Below are 19,657 nucleotides of genomic sequence, written 5' to 3' on the forward strand. Positions count from 1 at the left end.
CCTGCCGGCTATCTCGCGACCACGCGCAAGTCTCGTGGATAATCTGTCAGGTATTCGGACCCGGTCTTGGTGACGACCATTGAGTCCCCGGTCCTGCCGCCAAGCCGGCCATCCAGGCTGATACCGCCTGTCGCAGACGCTGTGCCTTGTCCGATGCTTAGTTTAGCCGAAGCGAGCGCGGGAGGAGCAGGCGCTCCGCCGCGCTGCCGGCGCAAGCTGCTGCATAGCGTCCAGGAACTGTAGACATCACCTTTGATTCTCAAAGGTGATTCTTCAAAGCGAGCTTCTGGCGCACCTCATCCGGGTTTAGTATCCGCACTCCTATCCCCTCGAGAATCTGTACCGCCCGCTGTACGAGCTCGGCGTTGGTTGCCAGCCGACCCCGAGAAAGGTAAAGGTTGTCCTCCAAGCCTACCCGAACGTTCGCGCCGACCAACGGGGCCAATGCCACATATGGAAGCTGCATGCGTCCAATCGAAAACGCCGAGTAGACTGCCCCCGGGGGGAGCAGATGCACCAGCGCCATTAGCATCGTCGGGTCATATGGCGCGCCATAACGAACTCCCATGCACAGCTGGATCAACGCCGGATTCTCGATCAATCCTTCCGCAATTAAATCGCGCACCAACACCAACTGACCCGCATCGAACACCTCGAGCTCAGGTCGGACACCAAGCTCCTTCACACGTGCGGCCATTGCGCGCAATGTCGCGCTGGTATTGACCATGACGAACTGGCTTCCGGCGCCCCAGTTCATCGATCCGCAATCCAACGTGCAAATCTCAGGGCGCAACTCTTCTACGTGCACTAACCGTTCACGCGCGCTCACAATGTCGGTGCTCGGGTTCAGCGGCAGAGGAGAGTCCGCTTCGCCCATCACGAGATCGCCGCCCATTCCCGCAGTCAAGTTGATGACCGGATTCACGTCCGATTCTCGAATGCGCTGCACCACTTCCCGATACAAGGCTAGTTCGCGCGAGCCACGCCGCGTCTTAGGATCACGGACGTGGATATGCACCGCCCCCGCACCCGCTTGTGCCGCTTCAATCGCCGATTGCGCGATCTGCTCCGGGCTCACCGGGACATAGGGGCTACGCTGCACCGCATCCCCAGCTCCGGTGAGCGCGCAGGTAATGAACACCTCAGAGATCATCCGCACGTCTCCTTACCCAAAGTTGAACGGGGTCGATTGTTACGCTCTGGGTACTCCAAGCGTAACGACGCCCATCGACCAGATCCATCAAGGAGGTCGTATCAGTAACTCCCGGCGTCAGCTCCATTGCGACGCCTAGGTAGCAGCAATCGTGTCCAAGCAATCGGCGTGCCGCTTGTGGGATCCAGGTCCGGGCCCGTCTGATGGGGGAAAACACAGGTATCAGGCAGTCTGCTCTTGTAAGGGCGCCGCGCGCCGTCGCATTTCCGACTAGCCGTAGCCAACCTTACACAGCTGCATAACAACAATGGAGGCTGTTATGATGCCGATCGTCTCTCGCAACGCCCTAGCAAGCGTCACCTTCGGCACTTGCCCGGTCAATCGACCGATATCGCCAATTCAATGCCTGGCGTTTGTAGCCCTCTATGAACCATCTACGTTGACTCTCTGACATCCCGCACCTCGGATCCTGAAGGTTGGGCATCGCCCTCACGTGCCAGCTATACCCTGCGCTGCCTTGTTTGCTGTACAGAAGCGGCATGCGCATTGGCCAAGCGCGTTTGGGCTCCAAGACGTGGATCTGACTGATCTGGTCATCACCGTCCGTGACACGAGATTCTTCAAAACGCGCTTCGTGCCAATCGGCCAAAGCTCAACCGATATTCGGTCGAGTGCGTGGAGCCCCGTCCCCCGACTCCCTCTGCCGCGCGAACAAGAATCTCCATCATTAGCTACGCGTGGCAGTTGACCGTGGCACGATGTGGGGGTCATCTCCTGGTTTGAGCATGTCCGCCGAGCCGGCGGAATGAAGGGTGCACCGGGTGATCGCATGGCAACGCTCCAGCCAGGAGTCCGTCCATCCCTGCGCTATTTGCAAATGACGCCAGATCTCCTCCAAGCCGCGTTGCGATCCGCCAGTGCAGAGGTCACCCGCAACATACGGCTGGAGACCATCCATTCACTACCGCGCGTTATCGGGGCGCGTTCGCCGTTCCGCTGGCCAGGTGTTCTGAGCCGTAGTACCGTTCACCGGCCAAGATCGCGAGGCACCTTGAAAAGATGAATCCGCCTGATGATGTCACCCCGATCTGAGTGATGCATCAGGGCATCCGGCTTGCCGCGACGCCAGACGGCCATCAACAGAGCGTCTGTATCGAGTTGCGCTGTCATGTTGGCGTTCATCGACCAGCCGACCACCCGGGGCGAGAACAGGTTGATGACGGCTGATACATGGAGCCAGCCTTCGGCCGTCAAGTAAATTCGGCGATCACCTTCTGGTTCGGCCGCTCGGCTGCAAACTGGTGGTCGAGAACGTTCTGCGGCACGTTCGCAACCTGGCGATCGCCTTCGTCCTCGTGGCCGCGCCCGCACCGCCTGCAGGCGCATCAGCCGCTCGATCCGGTGCAAACCGCATTCGACACCGTCTGCCAGCATATCCCGCCGACACGCCGTGCGCCGTACGTGATCGCCGGCAAGAAAGCTTGCCTTCACCTGCTGGCCTGCCGTCTCGCCACTTTGGGATCTCGCGCTAAGCGATCGGTTCAGCCAGGCGTGGAAGCCCGAACGGGACACCCGCATCGCATCCACATAGCCATGCCACCGCCGGAATCCGGTGCTTCGCGATGAAGCGCAGATCGCAATCCTTGTAACAGCGCGGCTCCCTTGCGCGGTACGCCATAGTGTCCAGCGTAATAGTGAAGACGTTATCTACCAGTTGCTCCTGGTTGGCCATGAACTCCTCCCAGCTGATGTAGCTTGGGTGAGCGACGTGGAGGCAAACCGCCCAACGCGACCGCCACCTTGACCGCTCCCGTCCGCGATTCCCAGCCGGCCACCGGTTCCTTTCTCAGCTCGATCGACTGAACGCCGAAAGGTGGCTTTCCAATAGCCGAAGACCTCCGGGAGGCGGATGTGGTGCCGCCCCACTCATCGCCGTCGGGCACGAGCACGTGGTCAGTAGAACTCCTGGCGGGAACGGTGCGTCTAGAACATACCGGAACTGATGCCACTCAAGAGGTACTCACCGCCGCGACCGAGGAACGGACAAGGCATCGGCGTCAAAGGAGTGAAAATATAGGGTCTCACTGACGCAGCCCGTGTAGTTCGCGGCACGTTGAACAGCATCTCAGGCTTCTTTGCTATTAGCAGCAGTTGATGAACTGACCGGAACGCGGTTGCGCAGCGACTGCTCCCATCGCGCGAGCGTCTCTCCCGCACCAATCTTCTCCGCGCGCAAGCCCCCCAGCACACCCACAATACCATCGTCAAGCATCTCTTGGTACTCGGACATCATCATGCTCTCGGCCAAAGCCAGCGCATCTGACTGCTCAGTGAGCTTGTCCAGAAAGGCGTCGGTGTACTCCGGCACGTCAGTCAACTTGGACATATTATTACCCGACCATCGCAGCCACTTGCTCAAGAAGGCACGTATACTGGCTTCACCACTACCAACGAAGTACGTCATAATGGGTCCGAGGACCGGCCGTCGCAGCCCGAAGGAGTAACGAACGGCGTCATCAATTTCTTGCACCGTGGCAACATTGTCCTGCACGAGCCACAGCGCCTCGCGCCATGCAGCCGTCTGTATTCGATTCGCGATAAATCCCTCAATTTCCTTGCGCACGACGAGCGGATGCATCCCAATCGCCCTGTAGATTTCCGCGGCGCGCTGCAACATCTCGGGCGCTGTGCGCTGTCCGGCGCAAAGTTCAACCAATGGCACCAGGTATACCGGTTGGAACGGATGAGCGACAAGCAAGCGCTCGGGACGCCGCATTTTGGCCTGGAGCAAAGAGGGTAGAATGCTCGAAGTTGACGAGCAAATCAGCGTCTCGGGTGCGGCCGCTTGGCAGACCTCAGCAAGGAGAGGCTGCTTGATCTCCACGCGTTCTGGCACGTTTTCCTGAACGAGATCCACTCCGTGCACCGTGTCCGCAACCGAATTTACAATAGAAAGAGATCCTTCCACCGGCAGCGGCATCTCAGTCAGACGTTTAAACGCTCGGCGGGCATTTGCTAGCTTCTTCTGAACGCGCTCGGCCGCACCAGAGGAGCGGCTATACAGCCGCACATCCACCCCATTAAGGATAAACCGAGCGGCCCACCCAGCGCCGATGACCCCGCTCCCCAGTAGCCCGACTGCTCGCGGCAGCCTCACAGAATTGGACGCTGAACTTTCAGACATGAGCTTGACCTCAGACATAAACTTCGAACGCGAGCTTCTCGCACACCTCATTTGAGCTCCTGGCTGCACACCCTTCCCGAACAAGTTGGTCTGTCCCAATCCGCACAGAACCGGGGACATCGTTTGTGTCTTCACGTTGACAGAAGCCCAGCAGGAGCAGCGGCCGCAGCACTCGCCTGACTGCGGCCGCCCGCATCAAGCAATCAGCGTGCCAATCGCGGAATCGCGCGGCGGGCTGTCGTAATGCCGAGATCTACTAGCCTGCACACTGATCCTGAGGGGTGGGCCTGGTGGTCAGATCACCTCTGGCAAATGTTTGGGATCACGAGGACCTCTATGCCGCGAGCGGTTCTTTGTACTCTGTGATGAGCCCGGCGCGTTCCAGCGTCAGCACCATCTGGTGAACCGAAGGCGGGCTGACGCGGAAGTATTCCTGCATGTCGGTTTCGACCGGGGAGCCTGCGGCGGAGCCGTCTAGCGGTGTGGACAATAGACAGACACTGCCCCTGTTTGGGTCTGAAAGTTTTAAGGACTCACGCCGGGCATCCGATTCAGTTGTTGGTGCGTGCCTCGAGCAAAGCACGCCATGAATGTACGCTGTCAGGTTGACCTCAGCCAAATCGAGCGCGCCGAGCTCAAGGCGCAGCTCAGCGGAGGCAAGCATGTATTCCCGCAAGTTCAAGCGCGCGTAACTTTTGCTGGCTGCTGATGCCGGGGGCCGGTAGGTGAGGCACATGAGATCTTTCGGGGAGATTGCTATGCGGCGACACGCATTGACATGTGATTGCCGCGCGCCAACGCGGCAACAGAGACGCTCGCGCCAAAACATGAGCCCAGCAAGGAGTTTTTGTCTATTTGTTGACTTCGCACCCGAGTGGAGAACAGCCGACTAGCAAGGCAACGCCACATTGCATAGCGCAACCGTGAGCGCGATGATGTTCCAGGCCTGCATCTATCGCGCACTAGTAGTCTCCTGCCACCAGGAACCTACGCAGGCAGAAAGAAACGGAAAATATTTGTACGAGCGCGTCGCCGATCGCAAGCTAAGGATGTCGCAACTTCATCAGCGAAACTTCACCGAAGTAGGCGACGACGGGAGCTCAGCTTCATGAAAAGGCAAGCAATGGATGCCTTCTTGCATCCTCATGGACATCATTTTGTGTGGCGCACCGAGCTTGTCACAAAGCCCTGCTGTCATCAGCAAACAACAGTGCACTGCGGCCTGATACGAACCGAGCTCAAGAATTGTCCTCGGCCCTGAAGTTCCCAGATGAGCCTCCGATACAAAGCCAATCAACAATATTCTTGATAAGTATCGGCCCTCTGTAAGTCTTCGCCCAGACTCCAACTATTTTTGAATCGCTTCTAAATGAATAGGCAGATGGAGGACATCCAAGCCCGAGCGAGTGGCTTTGCAAAGCGGTCAGAATGATCTCCATCTAGGACGTTGCTTACTCCGTCGAAGATCCATCGATCAAGAATTCCGCCGTGCCGTGCGTGTTCCAGCCGATCGTGATCGGGGGGCAATGGGGAGGCTTGCACCCCTGACAGTCTGCAACCCGGCTACCTTGGTCTTTCGCCCGAGCGCAGAGGATCGAGATGCCGACCGAGAGACTGTCCATGCGCCACATTCGCGAAGTTCTACGCCTGCACTACAGCGTCGGCATGTCGCAACGCGCCGTTGCCCGCAGCCTGGTCTTGGCCCAGGGCACGGTCAGCAAGTATCTCAACCGAACCCGCCGGGCCGGCCTGACCTGGCCGTTGCCGTCGGAGCTGGATGACGACGACCGGCTCGAGAACCGCCTGTATCCGCCGCCATCCGATCGGCCCAGCGACGAGCGTCCACAGCCGGATTGGGCGCTGGTGCATCGCGAGCTGCGGCGCCCGAACGTCACGCTGATGCTGTTGTGGGAGGAGTATTGCGACGCAAACTCCGAGTGCTTCAGCTATTCGTGGTTTTGCGAACGCTACAAGGAATGGGCCGGCCGCCTCAAGCTCACCCTGCGCCAGATCCATGTCGCAGGCGAGAAGCTGTTCGTCGACTATTCCGGCCACACCATGGAGGTGGTTGACGGGCTCACCGGCGAGGTGCGCAGCGCGCAGATCTTCGTCGCCGTGCTCGGCGCCTCGAACTACACCTACGCCGAAGCCAGCCTCAGCCAAAGCCTGCCGGACTGGATCGCCTCACACGTCCGGGCATTTGCCTATTTCGGCGGCGTGGCCCGACAGACCGTGAGCGACAATCTGAAGGCCGGCATCACCCGGGCTTGCTTTCACGAGCCGATGGTCAACCGGACTTATGCCGATCTCGCCCGCCATTACCGCACCGCCATCGTCCCGGCGCGGCCGTATCGGCCGCGCGACAAAGCCAAGGCCGAAGTCGGGGTCCAAATTGTCGGGCGATGGATTCTGGCGCGCTTGCGCAACCGCCGATTCTTCTCGCTGGCCGCCCTCAACGAGGCGATCCACGCGCTCCTGGTCGAGCTGAACAACCGACCTCTCCGAAGCTGGGGACGAAGTCGGCGCGACGTGTTCGAAGAGCTCGATCGTCCGGCGCTCACTCCCTTGCCGGATGAGCCGTACCAGTATGCCGAGTGGAAGCGCTGCCGGGTCAACCTCGATTATCACATCGAGATCGCCAGGCATTACTACAGCGTCCCTCACAACCTCGTGCGCCGAGAGGTCGAGACCCGCGTCACCCAAAAGACCGTCGAGATTTTCCTGCGCGGCAAGCGGGTGGCGTCACATCTGCGCAGCACCTTGCAGCATCGCCCGACGACGATTGCCGAGCATATCCGATCTCGCATCGTCGTTATCGCGACTGGACCCATGAGCGTATTCGTTCTGAAGCTGCCAGGGTCGGTCCCGATGTCGAGACGCTGATCGACGTCATCCTGCGGTCGCGGCCGCATCCGGAACAGGGCTTCCGCTCGGCAATCGGCATTCTCGGGTCGGTCAAGCGCTATGGCCAGGAACGCGTCGACGCCGCCTGCGCCCGGGCACCTGCTAAACGCCCGTTCGTATAAATCGGTCGCCGCCATCCTCAAAAACGGCACTGACAGAACCGCTCCGCCCGCCGAGGAGGCGCCCATCCTCTTCCACGCCAACATCCGTGGCCGCACTTACTACAATTGATCAGGAGAGATATCAGCATGCTCATTCATCCCACCGTCGATCGCTTGCGCGCCCTCGGTCTTGCCGCCATGGCCGACACCTTCGTCGAACTGCAGAACAATCCCGAGGCGGCCGAGATGCCGCACGCCGATTGGCTCGGCCTCCTCGTCGATCGCGAGGTCACTGCCCGCGACAACCGCCGCCTTGCGCGCCGCTTGAGCAGCGCCAAGCTCCGTCAAGCGGCCGCCGTCGAAAACGTCGACCATCGCACCGCCCGGCGTCTCGACCGTTCGCTTTTCAAACCCTCGCCACTTGCCAATGGATCCGCGAGGCCAACCACCTAGTCATCGTCGGTCCAACCGGCACCGGCAAGTCCTGGCTTGCCTGTGCGCTCGGCAACAAAGCCTGCCGCGACGGCTTCTCCGTGCTCTACAAGCGGGCACCCCGCCTGTTCGCAGATCTCGCGCAGGCGCGCGCCGAAGGCCGTCTAGCCCGCCTGATCGCGACCCTCGAGCGCGTCAATCTCCTCATCCTCGACGACTGGGGACCTGAACCGCTTACCGCCGAGACCAGCGCCGGGATCTGCTCGAGATTGTCGATGATCGCTACGACAAGGGATCCTTATTGATCACAAGTCAGGTCCCCGTGTCGCAATGGCACGACGTCATTGCCGACCCCACACTTGGCGATGCGATATTGGACCGCATCATTCACAATGCGCACCGCCTCGAACTCAAAACGCGACAGCGTGCGCCGTCAGGCGGGCGAAAAGAAAACACCGTAAGCACCTCACGCGCGATCGCCCCGTCGGCCCACAGGCCCGGGCGTCGCTCCGTCGCTCGTGGCGGCACTTCGCGCCGCGCACGGGCCCCTCCCATGGACCGCCGCGACGATCTCCAAACCAACCCGCCAATCTTGACGAGGAGGCCGTTTCCAGCACACATAAACTCGTCAGCAGTGTTCGTCTCCAGTGATCACCATCGTCTGGAACGCCTGATCACCATCGCTTGAATGCGCAGTGCCTCATGTGATCGGGGTAGTTGATGCGAGCGGCTTCTCAAAACGCCTATATCCAGCGAGCTTCATAGGTGATCTCCGTACTGCATCTGCTTCTGTGTCCAAGCAACCGAGGTGCCACTCGCCGAATAATCTGTGCCTTTGCTTTGCGAGAGCGAGAAACGCCTTAGCTGCGAGCATGCCGCGGAATGGTCGTCGCGCTCTGTCGGGTTCGGGACATCGGCGTCATCTCCGCGTCAAGACAAGAGAACGTTTTGAAGCATGCGCCTGCTCAGACAGCATCAGGCTGAGCTATCTCCTCGCAATGTTACTGCCTGAGCTTCGTTCCGCCGTTTGGCATGCTGCTTGCTGTGGATCACCCGGCAACAGGGGGGCCCCAACTTGAAAGCCAGTGCACTCACCTGCCCTCCGCCTGCACCCGAGCGCTTCAGGCCATTTGGAGCCGTCTCGATCGACTCCACCATACTTATGAAGCTGACTAAAGCAACAGACAGGAGGTCGTAATGAGCCAAGACGAGCTTGCGCCTGTAATCCGTCGCTGCGGGGCAGTTCACAAGTCGCGGTTCGGCGAGTTAGCCAAATTGAACTTTGAACTTAACACCGCTGAGCGCCATCAAGTTTCAAGCTGGATATTCGGCCCGTCCTGGCATGGACCCAATCGCGATCTGTTCCTCGCCGATCTCGCGTCCAATGAATAGCCTGCTATCCAATGAGCTTATCGCCGCGGATTTGAATGCAGCGCTCTATACGTGACATCTGGCGTTCACGTATTGCGCCGCAGCTGAATAGACTAATTTGGCCGAAACGTAACCTGGAGAGTAACACATGAATAAAACGGCTTCGATCGATCAAGCTATCCCGCTTGCCAACGTCGCTAAACGCGCAGCACGCATCGGCGCTGAAGTTAGCAACATCAAGCTGTCAGGCGATTTGCCTGACCAAAAAATTGCCGCGATCAAGGACCTCCTTCTCAAGCACAAGGTTATTTTCTTCCGCGGTCAGGGTCATCTCGACGCCGCCGAGCAGGAGCGTTTTGCTCTTCGTTTTGGAAGACTCGTGCCGCATCCGACCGTCGGTGCTACCAAGGGAACGGCATCGATCCTCGAGGTTGATTCCGCCCAGGGCCGCGTCGATCTGTGGCACAGCGACGGGACCTTCATAGAAGCCTATCCCAAAATTACGGTGCTGCGAGCCGTCGTGATCCCACCATTCGGCGGCGACACGATCTGGTCAAATACGGCTGCGGCTTATCTTGACCTACCACAGCCGCTGCAGCGGCTTGCTGATGAGCTCTGGTCCGTTCACACTAACGACTACGGCCTTAGGCCCGGGGACATGGATAAGAAGTATTATGATGAGGTGTTCACTAACACGATCTATGAGACCGAACATCCCGTCGTGCGGGTCCACCCCGAGACCGGCGAACGCACGCTGGTGCTGGGCTATTACGTGCAGCGATTTGTTGGCATCCCGAAGTATGACGGCCAAAAGCTGTTGGATCTCTTCCAATCTCATATCACCGCGCCCGAAAACACCGTGCGCTGGAACTGGAAGGAGGGGGATGTCGCCGTCTGGGACAATCGCGCCACGCAACACTATGCCGTCAACGATTACGGCGACCTGCGTCGAGTCGTTCGTCGCGCGACCGTCGATGGCGAGTTGCCCGTCGGCGTCGATGGTCGATGTAGCGTAACACGCATCATGGCCATCAAGCAGCCCCCCGCGGAGAGTCCCTAGCGCGTGCGCAGAATTGACGGAAATCCGACAATCGTCGCTCGTGCAGCGCAGATTACCTCAAGCTGCTCGGGGATGGCCTCTCCGAGAGCAGGCGATCGAGCTCCGCAACGGGCAGCACGCGTGCAACTGCTGAGATATCGGTAGCAATTGCCGGCGAGCGGATTTTATCCATGGGACTGTTTGGGATCCGCCTTGGGTCGGCTATTCGCCCACCGGCGGCGACGCGAGGGCGTGGACATCGGCCAGCATAGGAACGCGTTATTCAATAGCGGCAACCGTGACGGTCGGCCTTGGTAAGGTGTTGCGCTTCGTCGTCATCAACTGTGCTATGGTCCTGGCGGCGGGGACCTTCTGCAATTCTTGATGGCTGATAGTCTCGGCACGCCGCCGTCGCGTCGCCCATTCCACCACCACGCGTAGCGATCCCTTGAAGCCTTGTCCCTTCAAGCGGCGCCAGAGCTCGGCACCGTTGCGACAGCCGACTGACCACTGCGCGTCCAGGAACGGCAGATGCCCGTCCAGGGTGCTTTGACGGGTGCGGAACATATCCGTACCGCCGCCGCGGCTAATTTGGCGAACCAGATTGCGACTATGTCCTGTGCGGCGGACGATCTCCTTGAGCGACACACCGTCGCTGACGAGAGCCGTAATTACGGCATGGCTGTCCTGCCGCCGCAAATAGCCCTGATAGCGCAGCTTTTCCGCACAGGTCAGCAATTCCGGGTTGATCGTCGTCGCTCCAATTGCGGTTCGGATTCTGTTCATGGAGCGGCGCACCGCATCAAGGAAGGCCGCGCTCGCATTTTCCATCAGATGCCAGCGGTCGGCGACTTGGATGGCGTTCGGCAGCGCCTTGGCTGCTGCCTCGCCGTATCCACCACCGCGATCTCGCGACACAATGTTGATCGCTGGGTGCTTCGATAGCCACGCCCGAACGGTCGCAGTTTCCCTGTCGGGCAGCAGGGTAACGATCCGCCGGCGCTCCAAATCGCACACGATCGTCCCGTATCGATGATTTCTCCGGAACGCCCAGTCATCGATGCCCACCACAAGCAATGGATCTGCCGGGATCGCCGTCCGCCGGCGGACCACCCGCAGCAAGGTATCGTTGCTGACGGGCAGCATGAGCCGCACCTTTCTGCCCGCTGACGGCAAATCGGCCACGTGCCGGATGTAACGGCTATGGATTCGGCGCGATGCTGTCGCGCACAAAGGGCACGGGGCCTCCGCAGCCTCTGATCGAACAGCCAGAATAACCGAATCCTCGGAATCAGTTACGCCATGAACACCAAACGACCAAACCACTCGGTACGAGCATGAAATTCGAAAGCCTGTCGCATGGCGCCGATTCTCCGTTGAAGAACCACCGTCGCCGGCGAACTTCATCAGAAATGATGGCGTGGAACGGCCCTTCGAACCGGCATCAAAAATGCCAAACGTGGTCGTGTAGACAGGCGCCACAAAGGAAGGACCGTTCCATGGTTAAAATTGTCACAGTGAGTTTGGATTGGCCAAGTCGATCTTTCAAGTTCACGGCATCGCTGAAAACGGGAAAAGTCTTGGTTCGTCGCACATTGCGGCGATCGCAGGTTCTGCCCGCGCGCAAAATCATGCCGGCTGCTTGTTGTTCGGCAGTCTTCACCGGTGCGAACCGCATTGTCGGGCGGGTGACCGCCTCACAAATGGTTTCAGCGCCGATATTTCGCCCCGATCGCTGCCAACAACTAGCCGATGACAAAAAGGCGCCGCGCCATACGATTCAGGCCCTTTCGATTAGGACCACGAGGGTGCCGAGAGCCTGCCGCGCCTCGGCGATAAACGTCGCGAGGGCGTGCAGCCCGGCTTATTGGGCGGCGGCGATCAACCGCATCAGCAGCAGACGACTTGCGAACGCAACACCGCATCGGCAAGAGGTCGCTGCCAAGAGCCGGATGGAATGCGCAGAGCGCGCACGCGAGCATTCATGCGGGAAGTCGAAAGAGGCTCGCTGGGCGGAGCGCGCGCGTCAGAAATAAGACGCGACCGATGTTCGGAACACGCCAAAGTGCTTGCCACGGGATACTGGGCTGCAAAAGCGCACGCGCTTTCTCGAGCTAGCGCTGGCCCAAATTCTGCAGGACGCTAAGGCGAGGGCAACAGAGCGGGAGGCAGTGCTTGAGCGTCGATCTGCCAAGCGACGATAAGGTCGCCAGTAGTTTCGAGGGTTGCCGGCCCAATTATCAGGGGCTAGCGCGGCACTTTTAGATGTTCAACGAAGATTGCTGCTCACTTTCGGAGTGCGATTGACTCTCTCGACTCACGGAATTGTCCACGTTTAAATGGAGGCACTATGCGCATCTGTGGTATCAAACTGACGCATGACGGAGCGGTGGCTCTTGTCGAGGACGGACGTCTCGTATTTTGTCTCGAACAGGAGAAGCGGAGCAACAATCCGCGGTATCAAGCCATCGACAATCTCGATGACATTGTCGTCGCCTTGGCGGAGCACAATTTGACGGCGCGGGATGTGGATGAGTTCGTTATCGACGGCTGGATAGGTGATGTAGATTCGCAATTTCGCGTCCTCAACGGGGCCGCACCTGTCACTCTCAGAGGAGGGCCGTATATTGAGCAACATGACCACGGCCTGCTCAATTCGCACGACGGATTTGGCCTGATGCTGGACGGCAGGGGTTTTCCCTATCGAAGTTATGCGCACGTGACGGGCCATGTGGCCTCCGCGTATTGCACCAGTCCGTTTGCCAAAGCCGAACAACCCGCGTTCTGCCTAGTGTGGGACGGTGGCATGTTTCCACGTCTCTACTATGTGGAACCCCGCGGGGCCCGGTTCATCGAATGCCTGTTCCCGATGCATGGTAAGGCTTATGTCGTGGCTGGTCATCATTTCGGCCCGTATAAGAGAGAGAACTACACTGGCTGGGGCGACCGTAGTATTGCTGGCAAGGTGATGGCTTACGTCGCGCTCGGGTCAGTGGATGAAGATATCGTGGCAGTTTTTCGGGAACTCTATGAAGAGCGGTTTGTGGCCGACGCGAAGCTTGTCCGTCATTACCGGGGGGACATCAACAGTATGGAGGCCTCACTTGCGGCTCTGCACGACTTCTTTAATACCAGCACGCTCCGATTGGGGGCCAAGTTACCCGAAAATGTGCTTGCATCGTTTCATTGGTTTGTCGAGGATCTACTCACTCGCGAAATGGCGATTACTCTGCAGCGGCATCGGGGTCTTCCAGGGGCGAGGAACTTGTGTATAGCCGGCGGCTGCGCTCTCAACATCAAATGGAACAGCGCACTACGAGCGACTGGTCTATTCGATGCTGTTTGGGTGCCGCCCTTTCCGAATGACAGCGGCTCAGCCATTGGTGCGGCTTGCTCTGCAATGGCGGAGCACAAGGGCTTTGTGCCGTTGGAATGGTCAGTCTACAGCGGCCCGGTTCTGCAAGGCAGCGAAGTGCCGCCCGAATGGGAGGCCGCGCCGTGCAGTATGCGTGAACTTGCTAGCATTCTCGCCAGCAACAAGCCCGTGGTTTTTCTTGCCGGCCGTGCCGAGCTTGGGCCACGGGCATTGGGTAGCAGAAGCATTCTAGCGGCCGCTACTTCGGCGGGAATGAAGGATCTTCTGAACGGCATCAAGTTGCGTGAATACTTCCGGCCAGTGGCGCCGATATGCCTGGAGGATCGCGCCCCGGAAATCTTTAGTCCTGGGACGCCGGATCCTTATATGTTGTTCGATCACCAGACGCGAGCTGAATGGCGAGACAAAATCCCGGCAGTGGTTCATCTCGATGGGTCTGCCCGATTGCAGACCGTTCCTCGATTCTCTCCGCACAAAGTCGCCGAGCTTCTCGTCGAATACGAAAAACTCACGGGCATTCCTCTGCTTTGCAACACGAGCGCGAACTTCCCGGGACGAGGTTTTTTTCCAGATGTCGCCACGGCCTGCCAGTGGGGACTCGTTGAACACATTTGGTGCAACGGCCTGCTCTGGAGCAAAACGCTCGCATCCTGCGCCGAATCGCTTCATCCAGATGAATTATGTCCGCCACAGAACCGACTTTAACCGCGAAAAGAAGTCGTGCGGCGACAACGCGTTGTGATGGGCTATCGTTCCGCGTACACGGAGCTTCGGTCTGCTCGATCGGCAAGAGCGCGATCGCGTGTGGTCCCGGTATCTCGATATTGTAACGCAGGAAAAATCGGGGTGCGCTCGCCAGCAAGTTTCGGCGCGAGCTCACTTGGTCCACACGCGCATTGGTGCGCCCCTCAAGGACTGATGATCAGCTGTTCCAAATGATGGGCACCTACGAACACGGACACGACTGACGGGCTCTTTTCCGTGAGCTTGATCGGCTGGAAGACAGGCCGTGCTCGACCGCGAGATCGCGCCGGGCGCAATTGAGCATTTCGCGGTTAACAAATTGGTGATGATCACGGGCCTGAGCCTGGCGCTCGCCGTCGGCATCTTGGCGGCGATCGGCGCCATCCTGCGGTTCAACAACCCACAGAAGCTGGTGAGCATTCGAGCTAAACCCAAGAGCGAGGCAGGCCGGGTTGGAGCCGGCCACCGCGGGTGTATTAGCAAGATCGGCGGCAGCCCCGCGCGCCATGCTGGTGGAGGAGGCCTGGGAAGCGGCCGAGGCGCCCGGTCCACTGCGGGCTCGGCCTGCGCGCCGCCACCAAGAGCGGACCTGGTGCGGCCGGCAGCCAGCCGCAGCTCGGCACTGCTGCCGCGGCTCCGCTTCGACGGAATAGGCGTCTGCAGGCGTTCGATCCTCTCGCGCGCGAAAGTCAACCGCTCGTCTTGAACACCTCGACGAAGTTCGTTGGTCCTGGGCGGGGCAAAGGACGAAATTTCGGGCGCCCGGGTGCCCTGCGACGTTGATCCGTGGGGGACCGCGGTCCACCGCCGTCAACAAGCATACATCAGCACAGGGCTGACGATGAACGACTATGTCTTCTGCCGCCGCCGCCAACTGATGTGCATCGCGGCAAGACCACGGTAACGTCGCCACAAGGCTTCTGGCGAAGAGCCCTCACTGCACCGGTCCGCTGCGACCCCACGAAATCAATGTCCCCTCGCGGCGAATGGCGCCCCCTGCTGAAACGCATCGATGCTCAAATGGACGCGGGTGGCGGCGTCACGAGAGGTTTCCATCGTTCGAAAAGCAAAGCCGCGAAGCTAGGCTTTCGTTTGCAGCAAGACCCAAGGCAGATTGCGCTCGAAAGGCTGACTGTATGTAGCCTCCTCAGAAACGCCAAAAATGATACCCTTCAACTTGCGTCTGCTCGACAAGATGGTCAAGTTCATTCAGCTCTGGACGATTTTGCCCGACCGTTATGCGATCGTGCCGGCCAAGTACGAGTACAACGAGCGTTGGCTAACGCTGCCTCGTACTCTCCCCCGATTTCCTTGACAAGCTCGGCAACACCGATGATTGATCGCACGCCTGAGACTGAGTGACCAGCACAGAAGATATTGTTCCAGCGCGGCGGTCCTTCGCTAGGCTTCTTAGCGCCTGCTTTCTGCGTTGCGCGCGCCTCACACACTGAGTCGTCAAGCTTTGAGGCGTCGAGACCGGCCGCAATAATTGAGCTCCGCAGCACGTTCGCAGGGAGCCCCCAAAATGCGCTGGTTAAGACAATGTCATCAAGCGTGTTATCGACCAACATCTGACGATACGTGTCGCTCGCCATGCTTTCCGAGGTGGCAATGAAGCGAGTACCCATACAAGCGAGCTCGCACCCAAGCACGCGCGCTGCCGCTAGCGAAATGCCGTCTGCGATGCCGCCCGCAAGCACAATTGGACCATCGAATATGGCGCGAACCGCGCGAACAAAAGCAAACGGATTGGCCCACCCGGTATGGCCCCCCGCGCCGGCGGTGAGCAGAATCAAACCGTCCGCACCCGCTGCGACGGCTTTTTCCGCGTGGTGCACCGAAGCGATGTCGGCGAACACGAGACACCCGTTTTCGTGCAAGACATCGATTGCCGGCGCCGGCGATCCCACGCTGGTTATGACGATTTCTACCTTGCGGCGCACAAGACAAGCAAGATCATCCTTGAAACGAGGATGGCGAATCATGAGCGATGGGCAGTGCGGCGGGACCGGTTGATCCAAATTAGCGAGATCATGTTCAATACGGCCCAGCCAATGATCGAGCTCCTCAACCGATCGAGCGTTGGTTGTGGGAAACGCGCCGATGCTTCCCGAACGGCAGACACTAGTCACCAGCTCAACGCCAGAGACACCAGCCATGGGCGCGACGATCAGGGGTAAGGTCAACCGGCAAAAGATAGCGTCGAGCAGCCTGCTACTCTCGGAAAGTGAAGTCACAGCTAGCCACTCCATTGATCTCGATGCATTTCGCAGCAAATGTGGTCCGGCGTTCCTGCCGATCCTCTCGGTCAGAAGCAGTCGGCACCGCGATTCCGGATGTTTGCGGGTACCATTCGCTGCTGCCGATCGAAAGCGATTGACGACGTCGGCCCAAGTCGCGTCGACCCCATCGTCGTGTAAGCCCACAAGCTAGGGCATTCTCGATTTGCATCGCGCGTTCCACCAAAGGGTTTTGGGTCAACCTGAAGCTTGGCAACAGATTCGTGCCATGCCCCTGCAATCAATTCAATTACTCACATTGGCAGTTGACCAGAGCACAGATTGTAAGTCAGTCGCGGGTCCCTGTTGCACGTCGTTGAAGGCGATCACCGCGTCATCAGGGCATCGGACCAGTTGGCATCGCCCTGGAGCGGAATCGTCCGAGGACGGCCGTTCTTGCGACTTTTCCGATCTGTAGCTGAGTGCCGGTAGGGACATCGTCACTGATAGTCGCCAAGTGCGTCTCCTGTAAGTTGTGGAGGCTTCGGCATCGATGCTGGTCGGATGCGAGAAGCTGCGCATGTCGAGGAGAGTTTTTCGGGTCCGCGCGGTGTCGGCGACAGCACGGCAATCAAGACTTTCGACGGCTTCTGTTTTCGCGCAAGCCTATAGCGAAGGGCAGCTTGTCGGCTGTCCGGTAGGTGGATTGCCGGCCCGGATTGTGTCCAGGTCCGACGGAGCTTAGCAAGGCGGCGACCGTACGCTGAAGTCATTAGCGCGAATGGCCGACGCGTGATCGTCGATCGCAACATCGACGTCGCGGTCTTGCTACGGATCATAAGAGAATGACCACGGTGATCACGGTTCTGACGGGGGTCGCTGGCAACGTCCCATACATGCGGTGGAGCTTTCCGAGCCTGCCTCTGCGCCTGCAGGAATTGCTCAAGCGCGACGCATTGGCGGCGCGCTTTTCCGATTCAGGGGTAGATGCGGCGATCTTTTGAAGGTCATTTGGCACGATGACAAGCGCGCCTGCTTCTTTCCAAGAAGACTCGAAAGACGCTTTATCCCACTGCGTGCCGCCTAATCGGTAACGATCTCTCCGGCGCAGTTCAGCTATGTGGCCTCCGAATCAATTCCGCAGCCCTCGGGAAGCCCAGCGTCCGCCGTGGTCGGAAGCCGTTTTACGGTCTTTGACTCTGCTGCTTGATCTATTTCAATGGCTTCATGATAGAGAAGCCGGACGATCCACCAAGGCGCGCGCTTCAAGTGCGAGGGGATCGACCTGCCGTTCTCGATACTGGCCGTTGGCGACGACACCTTCGCCGCATGCAGCTCTTGCACTTGATCGAACGCGATGTTCTCGCTGCCGAGTGCCCTCATGAAGCACAGGCATTTCGGGTGGCAAACCACCATCCGTATCCGGCGAAGGGCAAGTGCACGACTAGGCGGCTCTGGAATTATCGCGCATTTCTCACAGTCTTGAGGCGCATCGGGGCGCGAATCGGCGAAAGGCCGTTGCGATGATTCAAGGAATGCTTCGATGCCGGCAGGGTGTAGCACGGAACGGTTTGTTTTTGGAGCGGTGGAAGGCCGGGCTGTGAAAGCGACCTTTGATACCGGCCTGATGATGTGGGATGCTGGAGTGCTGCTTCTGGGTGCCACCGATCGGGCGATCGATCTGGTGGGGCGGTTTCGCGATCTTCGCTGTCCGGACATGATCGAATATGCGGTCTGGACATTGATCGTGCAGCGGGTCTTTGGCATCGCATTTAGCTACGAAGATCTCAATGATGACGGCGGACTGCGGCATGATAAATGTGTGGAACTGAACCAACGTGTTTAAGACGTGGCTCGTAGATGGCTCTTCTCTCCGCCGGGTGGACCGAACAGCAGCAGATTGCAATCAGACCCCGCCGGCGGCGAGTGCTGTTGCCTCTACCTTCTACAGCATCGGCACGCTCTCGATTTCGGTTCGTGGCGACCGTCTTGTCGCGGGCAACGCGCTTCCGCCATTTCGGTTGATGCGAGGGTGGGTGCGATCGGCGGACTCGTACTCGGCAACGGCCGCGAGGAAGGGGGTCGCTGGCCAGCCGTTCTTGTCAGACTGTGGGCGAGCTTCCGCGCCTTGACGCCAGGCAGGCGCAAGTCATTGAGGAGCCGCGTAAGGCCGGCCGTATTGATGGAGGTCGTTACGCTGGCCGAGCTCGGCTCCGCAGCTCGCTCGCAGCCAGCTATAAGCTCGACTGCCACCTTGCAGGCGCACCGGTCACCGTGCTCAGATCCCGACCAGGAGTTTGTAAGCCGCGTGCCGGACGAGCTGGTCGCGATAAACAAGGTTGACGACCGCCATCGGCGCCGCCGCAGGGCATGGATGACGTGCAGGCAATCAATGACTGCGCGCCCTCGCTCTCCGGGCCGGTCCGCCCGTCGGGCTACGCCCTCCGTTCGCCCCGTCCCCATCGGCGAAATCTACGACTACGTGCGCGGAGCGGGAGCCCCCGAACTGGCCACGATCTTATCTTGGCAACGTCAGATCAAGCTCGAGGGCACCCCTTAGTGCCTTCGAGCCTATAACTCTATCTCCCCTTCCAAACCGGATCTCGCTTTTCTGCGAAGGCCCGTGGCCCCTCGATGCTATCTTCAGAGCTATAGAGCACATCGACGGTGGCAAACTGCCGGCGTGCCACTCGATTCATGGCGTCCTGAAAGGAAAGTGTCTCTGCAACGCGCACCGTCTCCTTGATGGCTGCAAATGCCAACGGAGGACCACCGGCGAGCAATTTTGCGATCTCCCACACGCGCTGCTCTAGCCTTTCCTTCGGCAGCACTTCGTTGACTACGCCCCAGCGATGCGCCTCGATGACATCCATCCAACGCCCAGTAAGCAATAGATCCATTGCGATGTGATAAGGCATGCGCTTCGGCAGCTTGATTGCCGCCGCGTCGGCGAACACGCCGGCGCGGATTTCCGGCAGAGCGAATGAGGAACGGTCTGAGGCGTAGATCAAATCACAGGAAAGTGCCAGTTCGAAGCCGCCGCCAACCGCCATGCCATTAACGCAGGCGATCACGGGCTTATTGAGGTCGCGTAGTTCTTGTATGCCGCCGAAACCACCGACACCATAGTCGCT

The 19,657-nt window shown here is 59.4% G+C and carries 12 protein-coding genes and 5 pseudogenes; 10 read left to right on the forward strand and 7 right to left on the reverse strand.

The features are described 5' to 3' along the window. Nucleotides 1–259 precede the first annotated feature (259 nt). The 4 genes and pseudogenes from AC0L3U_RS37290 to AC0L3U_RS37305 all read right to left on the reverse strand — a co-directional run bounded on the left by AC0L3U_RS37290 (nt 260) and on the right by AC0L3U_RS37305 (nt 5,073). Nucleotides 260–1,153 carry a beta-keto acid cleavage family enzyme gene (locus AC0L3U_RS37290; RefSeq protein ID WP_259219515.1) on the reverse strand — a complete coding sequence of 298 codons (894 nt, stop codon included), beginning with the start codon at nt 1,151–1,153 and terminating at the stop codon, nt 260–262. A gap of 1,080 nt (nt 1,154–2,233) precedes the next feature. Beyond that, nucleotides 2,234–2,798: pseudogene (locus tag AC0L3U_RS37295) on the reverse strand (IS3 family transposase); the annotation flags it as partial. A gap of 480 nt (nt 2,799–3,278) precedes the next feature. After that, nucleotides 3,279–4,388: a 3-hydroxyacyl-CoA dehydrogenase NAD-binding domain-containing protein gene (locus AC0L3U_RS37300; protein WP_473364873.1), complete on the reverse strand. Its 1,110-nt coding sequence runs from the start codon at nt 4,386–4,388 to the stop codon at nt 3,279–3,281. A 283-nt stretch (nt 4,389–4,671) separates the two neighbouring features. Further along, the gene (locus AC0L3U_RS37305; protein WP_259219518.1) at nt 4,672–5,073 is read right to left on the reverse strand and encodes a helix-turn-helix domain-containing protein; all 402 of its coding nucleotides are present in this window, start codon (nt 5,071–5,073) and stop codon (nt 4,672–4,674) included. Between the two features lie 863 nt (nt 5,074–5,936). Between AC0L3U_RS37305 and istA the strand changes: the two are divergent. The 4 genes and pseudogenes from istA to AC0L3U_RS37325 all read left to right on the forward strand — a co-directional run bounded on the left by istA (nt 5,937) and on the right by AC0L3U_RS37325 (nt 10,205). Continuing rightward, nucleotides 5,937–7,472: pseudogene (gene istA, locus AC0L3U_RS37310) on the forward strand (IS21 family transposase). A 17-nt stretch (nt 7,473–7,489) separates the two neighbouring features. After that, nucleotides 7,490–8,235 (forward strand): annotated as a pseudogene (gene istB, locus AC0L3U_RS37315) (IS21-like element helper ATPase IstB). A 736-nt stretch (nt 8,236–8,971) separates the two neighbouring features. Then, nucleotides 8,972–9,166 carry a hypothetical protein gene (locus AC0L3U_RS37320; protein ID WP_259219519.1) on the forward strand — a complete coding sequence of 65 codons (195 nt, stop codon included), beginning with the start codon at nt 8,972–8,974 and terminating at the stop codon, nt 9,164–9,166. 127 nt (nt 9,167–9,293) lie between these two features. After that, nucleotides 9,294–10,205: a TauD/TfdA dioxygenase family protein gene (locus AC0L3U_RS37325; protein ID WP_259219520.1), complete on the forward strand. Its 912-nt coding sequence runs from the start codon at nt 9,294–9,296 to the stop codon at nt 10,203–10,205. A gap of 261 nt (nt 10,206–10,466) precedes the next feature. Here the strand turns inward: AC0L3U_RS37325 and AC0L3U_RS37330 are convergent. Next, nucleotides 10,467–11,591 (reverse strand): annotated as a pseudogene (locus tag AC0L3U_RS37330) (transposase); the annotation flags it as partial. A 92-nt stretch (nt 11,592–11,683) separates the two neighbouring features. Here AC0L3U_RS37330 and AC0L3U_RS37335 point away from each other — a divergent pair. From AC0L3U_RS37335 to AC0L3U_RS37345, 3 genes are all read left to right on the forward strand, one after another. Beyond that, nucleotides 11,684–12,220 (forward strand): hypothetical protein, encoded by a 537-nt coding sequence (locus AC0L3U_RS37335; protein WP_259219528.1) that lies wholly within the window; start codon nt 11,684–11,686, stop codon nt 12,218–12,220. Between the two features lie 314 nt (nt 12,221–12,534). Continuing rightward, on the forward strand, nt 12,535–14,265 hold the full coding sequence (gene nodU / locus AC0L3U_RS37340; RefSeq protein ID WP_259219521.1) for a nodulation protein NodU: 1,731 nt from the start codon (nt 12,535–12,537) through the stop codon (nt 14,263–14,265). Nucleotides 14,266–14,569: 304 nt separating this feature from the next. Beyond that, the gene (locus tag AC0L3U_RS37345; RefSeq protein ID WP_259219522.1) at nt 14,570–15,010 is read left to right on the forward strand and encodes a hypothetical protein; all 441 of its coding nucleotides are present in this window, start codon (nt 14,570–14,572) and stop codon (nt 15,008–15,010) included. Between the two features lie 499 nt (nt 15,011–15,509). Here the strand turns inward: AC0L3U_RS37345 and AC0L3U_RS37350 are convergent, their stop codons facing one another. Then, nucleotides 15,510–16,541 (reverse strand): NAD(P)H-dependent flavin oxidoreductase, encoded by a 1,032-nt coding sequence (locus AC0L3U_RS37350; RefSeq protein WP_259219523.1) that lies wholly within the window; start codon nt 16,539–16,541, stop codon nt 15,510–15,512. Nucleotides 16,542–17,368: 827 nt separating this feature from the next. On the opposite strand from AC0L3U_RS37350, the gene AC0L3U_RS37355 reads away from it, so the two are divergent. From AC0L3U_RS37355 to AC0L3U_RS37365, 3 genes and pseudogenes are all read left to right on the forward strand, one after another. Beyond that, nucleotides 17,369–17,527, forward strand: a complete 159-nt coding sequence (locus tag AC0L3U_RS37355) for a hypothetical protein (RefSeq protein WP_259219524.1) — start codon at nt 17,369–17,371, stop codon at nt 17,525–17,527. Nucleotides 17,528–17,775: 248 nt separating this feature from the next. Then, nucleotides 17,776–17,987, forward strand: a pseudogene (locus AC0L3U_RS37360) (IS66 family transposase); the annotation flags it as partial. A 79-nt stretch (nt 17,988–18,066) separates the two neighbouring features. Then, nucleotides 18,067–18,369, forward strand: a complete 303-nt coding sequence (locus tag AC0L3U_RS37365) for a transposase (protein ID WP_259219525.1) — start codon at nt 18,067–18,069, stop codon at nt 18,367–18,369. A gap of 733 nt (nt 18,370–19,102) precedes the next feature. Here the strand turns inward: AC0L3U_RS37365 and AC0L3U_RS37370 are convergent. After that, on the reverse strand, nt 19,103–19,657 hold a 555-nt coding region (locus AC0L3U_RS37370; RefSeq protein WP_473284709.1), incomplete at its 5' end, for an enoyl-CoA hydratase-related protein.

The organism is Bradyrhizobium sp. Kon69 (assembly GCF_055807515.1).

Bases quoted from the DNA above. Each gene is read 5' to 3' on its own strand.
- AC0L3U_RS37290 (WP_259219515.1), bottom strand. From the start codon at position 1,153: ATGATCTCTGAGGTGTTCATTACCTGCGCGCTCACCGGAGCTGGGGAT.
- AC0L3U_RS37300 (WP_473364873.1), bottom strand. From the start codon at position 4,388: ATGAGGTGTGCGAGAAGCTCGCGTTCGAAGTTTATGTCTGAGGTCAAG.
- AC0L3U_RS37305 (WP_259219518.1), bottom strand. From the start codon at position 5,073: ATGTGCCTCACCTACCGGCCCCCGGCATCAGCAGCCAGCAAAAGTTAC.
- AC0L3U_RS37320 (WP_259219519.1), top strand. From the start codon at position 8,972: ATGAGCCAAGACGAGCTTGCGCCTGTAATCCGTCGCTGCGGGGCAGTT.
- AC0L3U_RS37325 (WP_259219520.1), top strand. From the start codon at position 9,294: ATGAATAAAACGGCTTCGATCGATCAAGCTATCCCGCTTGCCAACGTC.
- AC0L3U_RS37335 (WP_259219528.1), top strand. From the start codon at position 11,684: ATGGTTAAAATTGTCACAGTGAGTTTGGATTGGCCAAGTCGATCTTTC.
- nodU (WP_259219521.1), top strand. From the start codon at position 12,535: ATGCGCATCTGTGGTATCAAACTGACGCATGACGGAGCGGTGGCTCTT.
- AC0L3U_RS37355 (WP_259219524.1), top strand. From the start codon at position 17,369: ATGACCACGGTGATCACGGTTCTGACGGGGGTCGCTGGCAACGTCCCA.
- AC0L3U_RS37365 (WP_259219525.1), top strand. From the start codon at position 18,067: ATGCCGGCAGGGTGTAGCACGGAACGGTTTGTTTTTGGAGCGGTGGAA.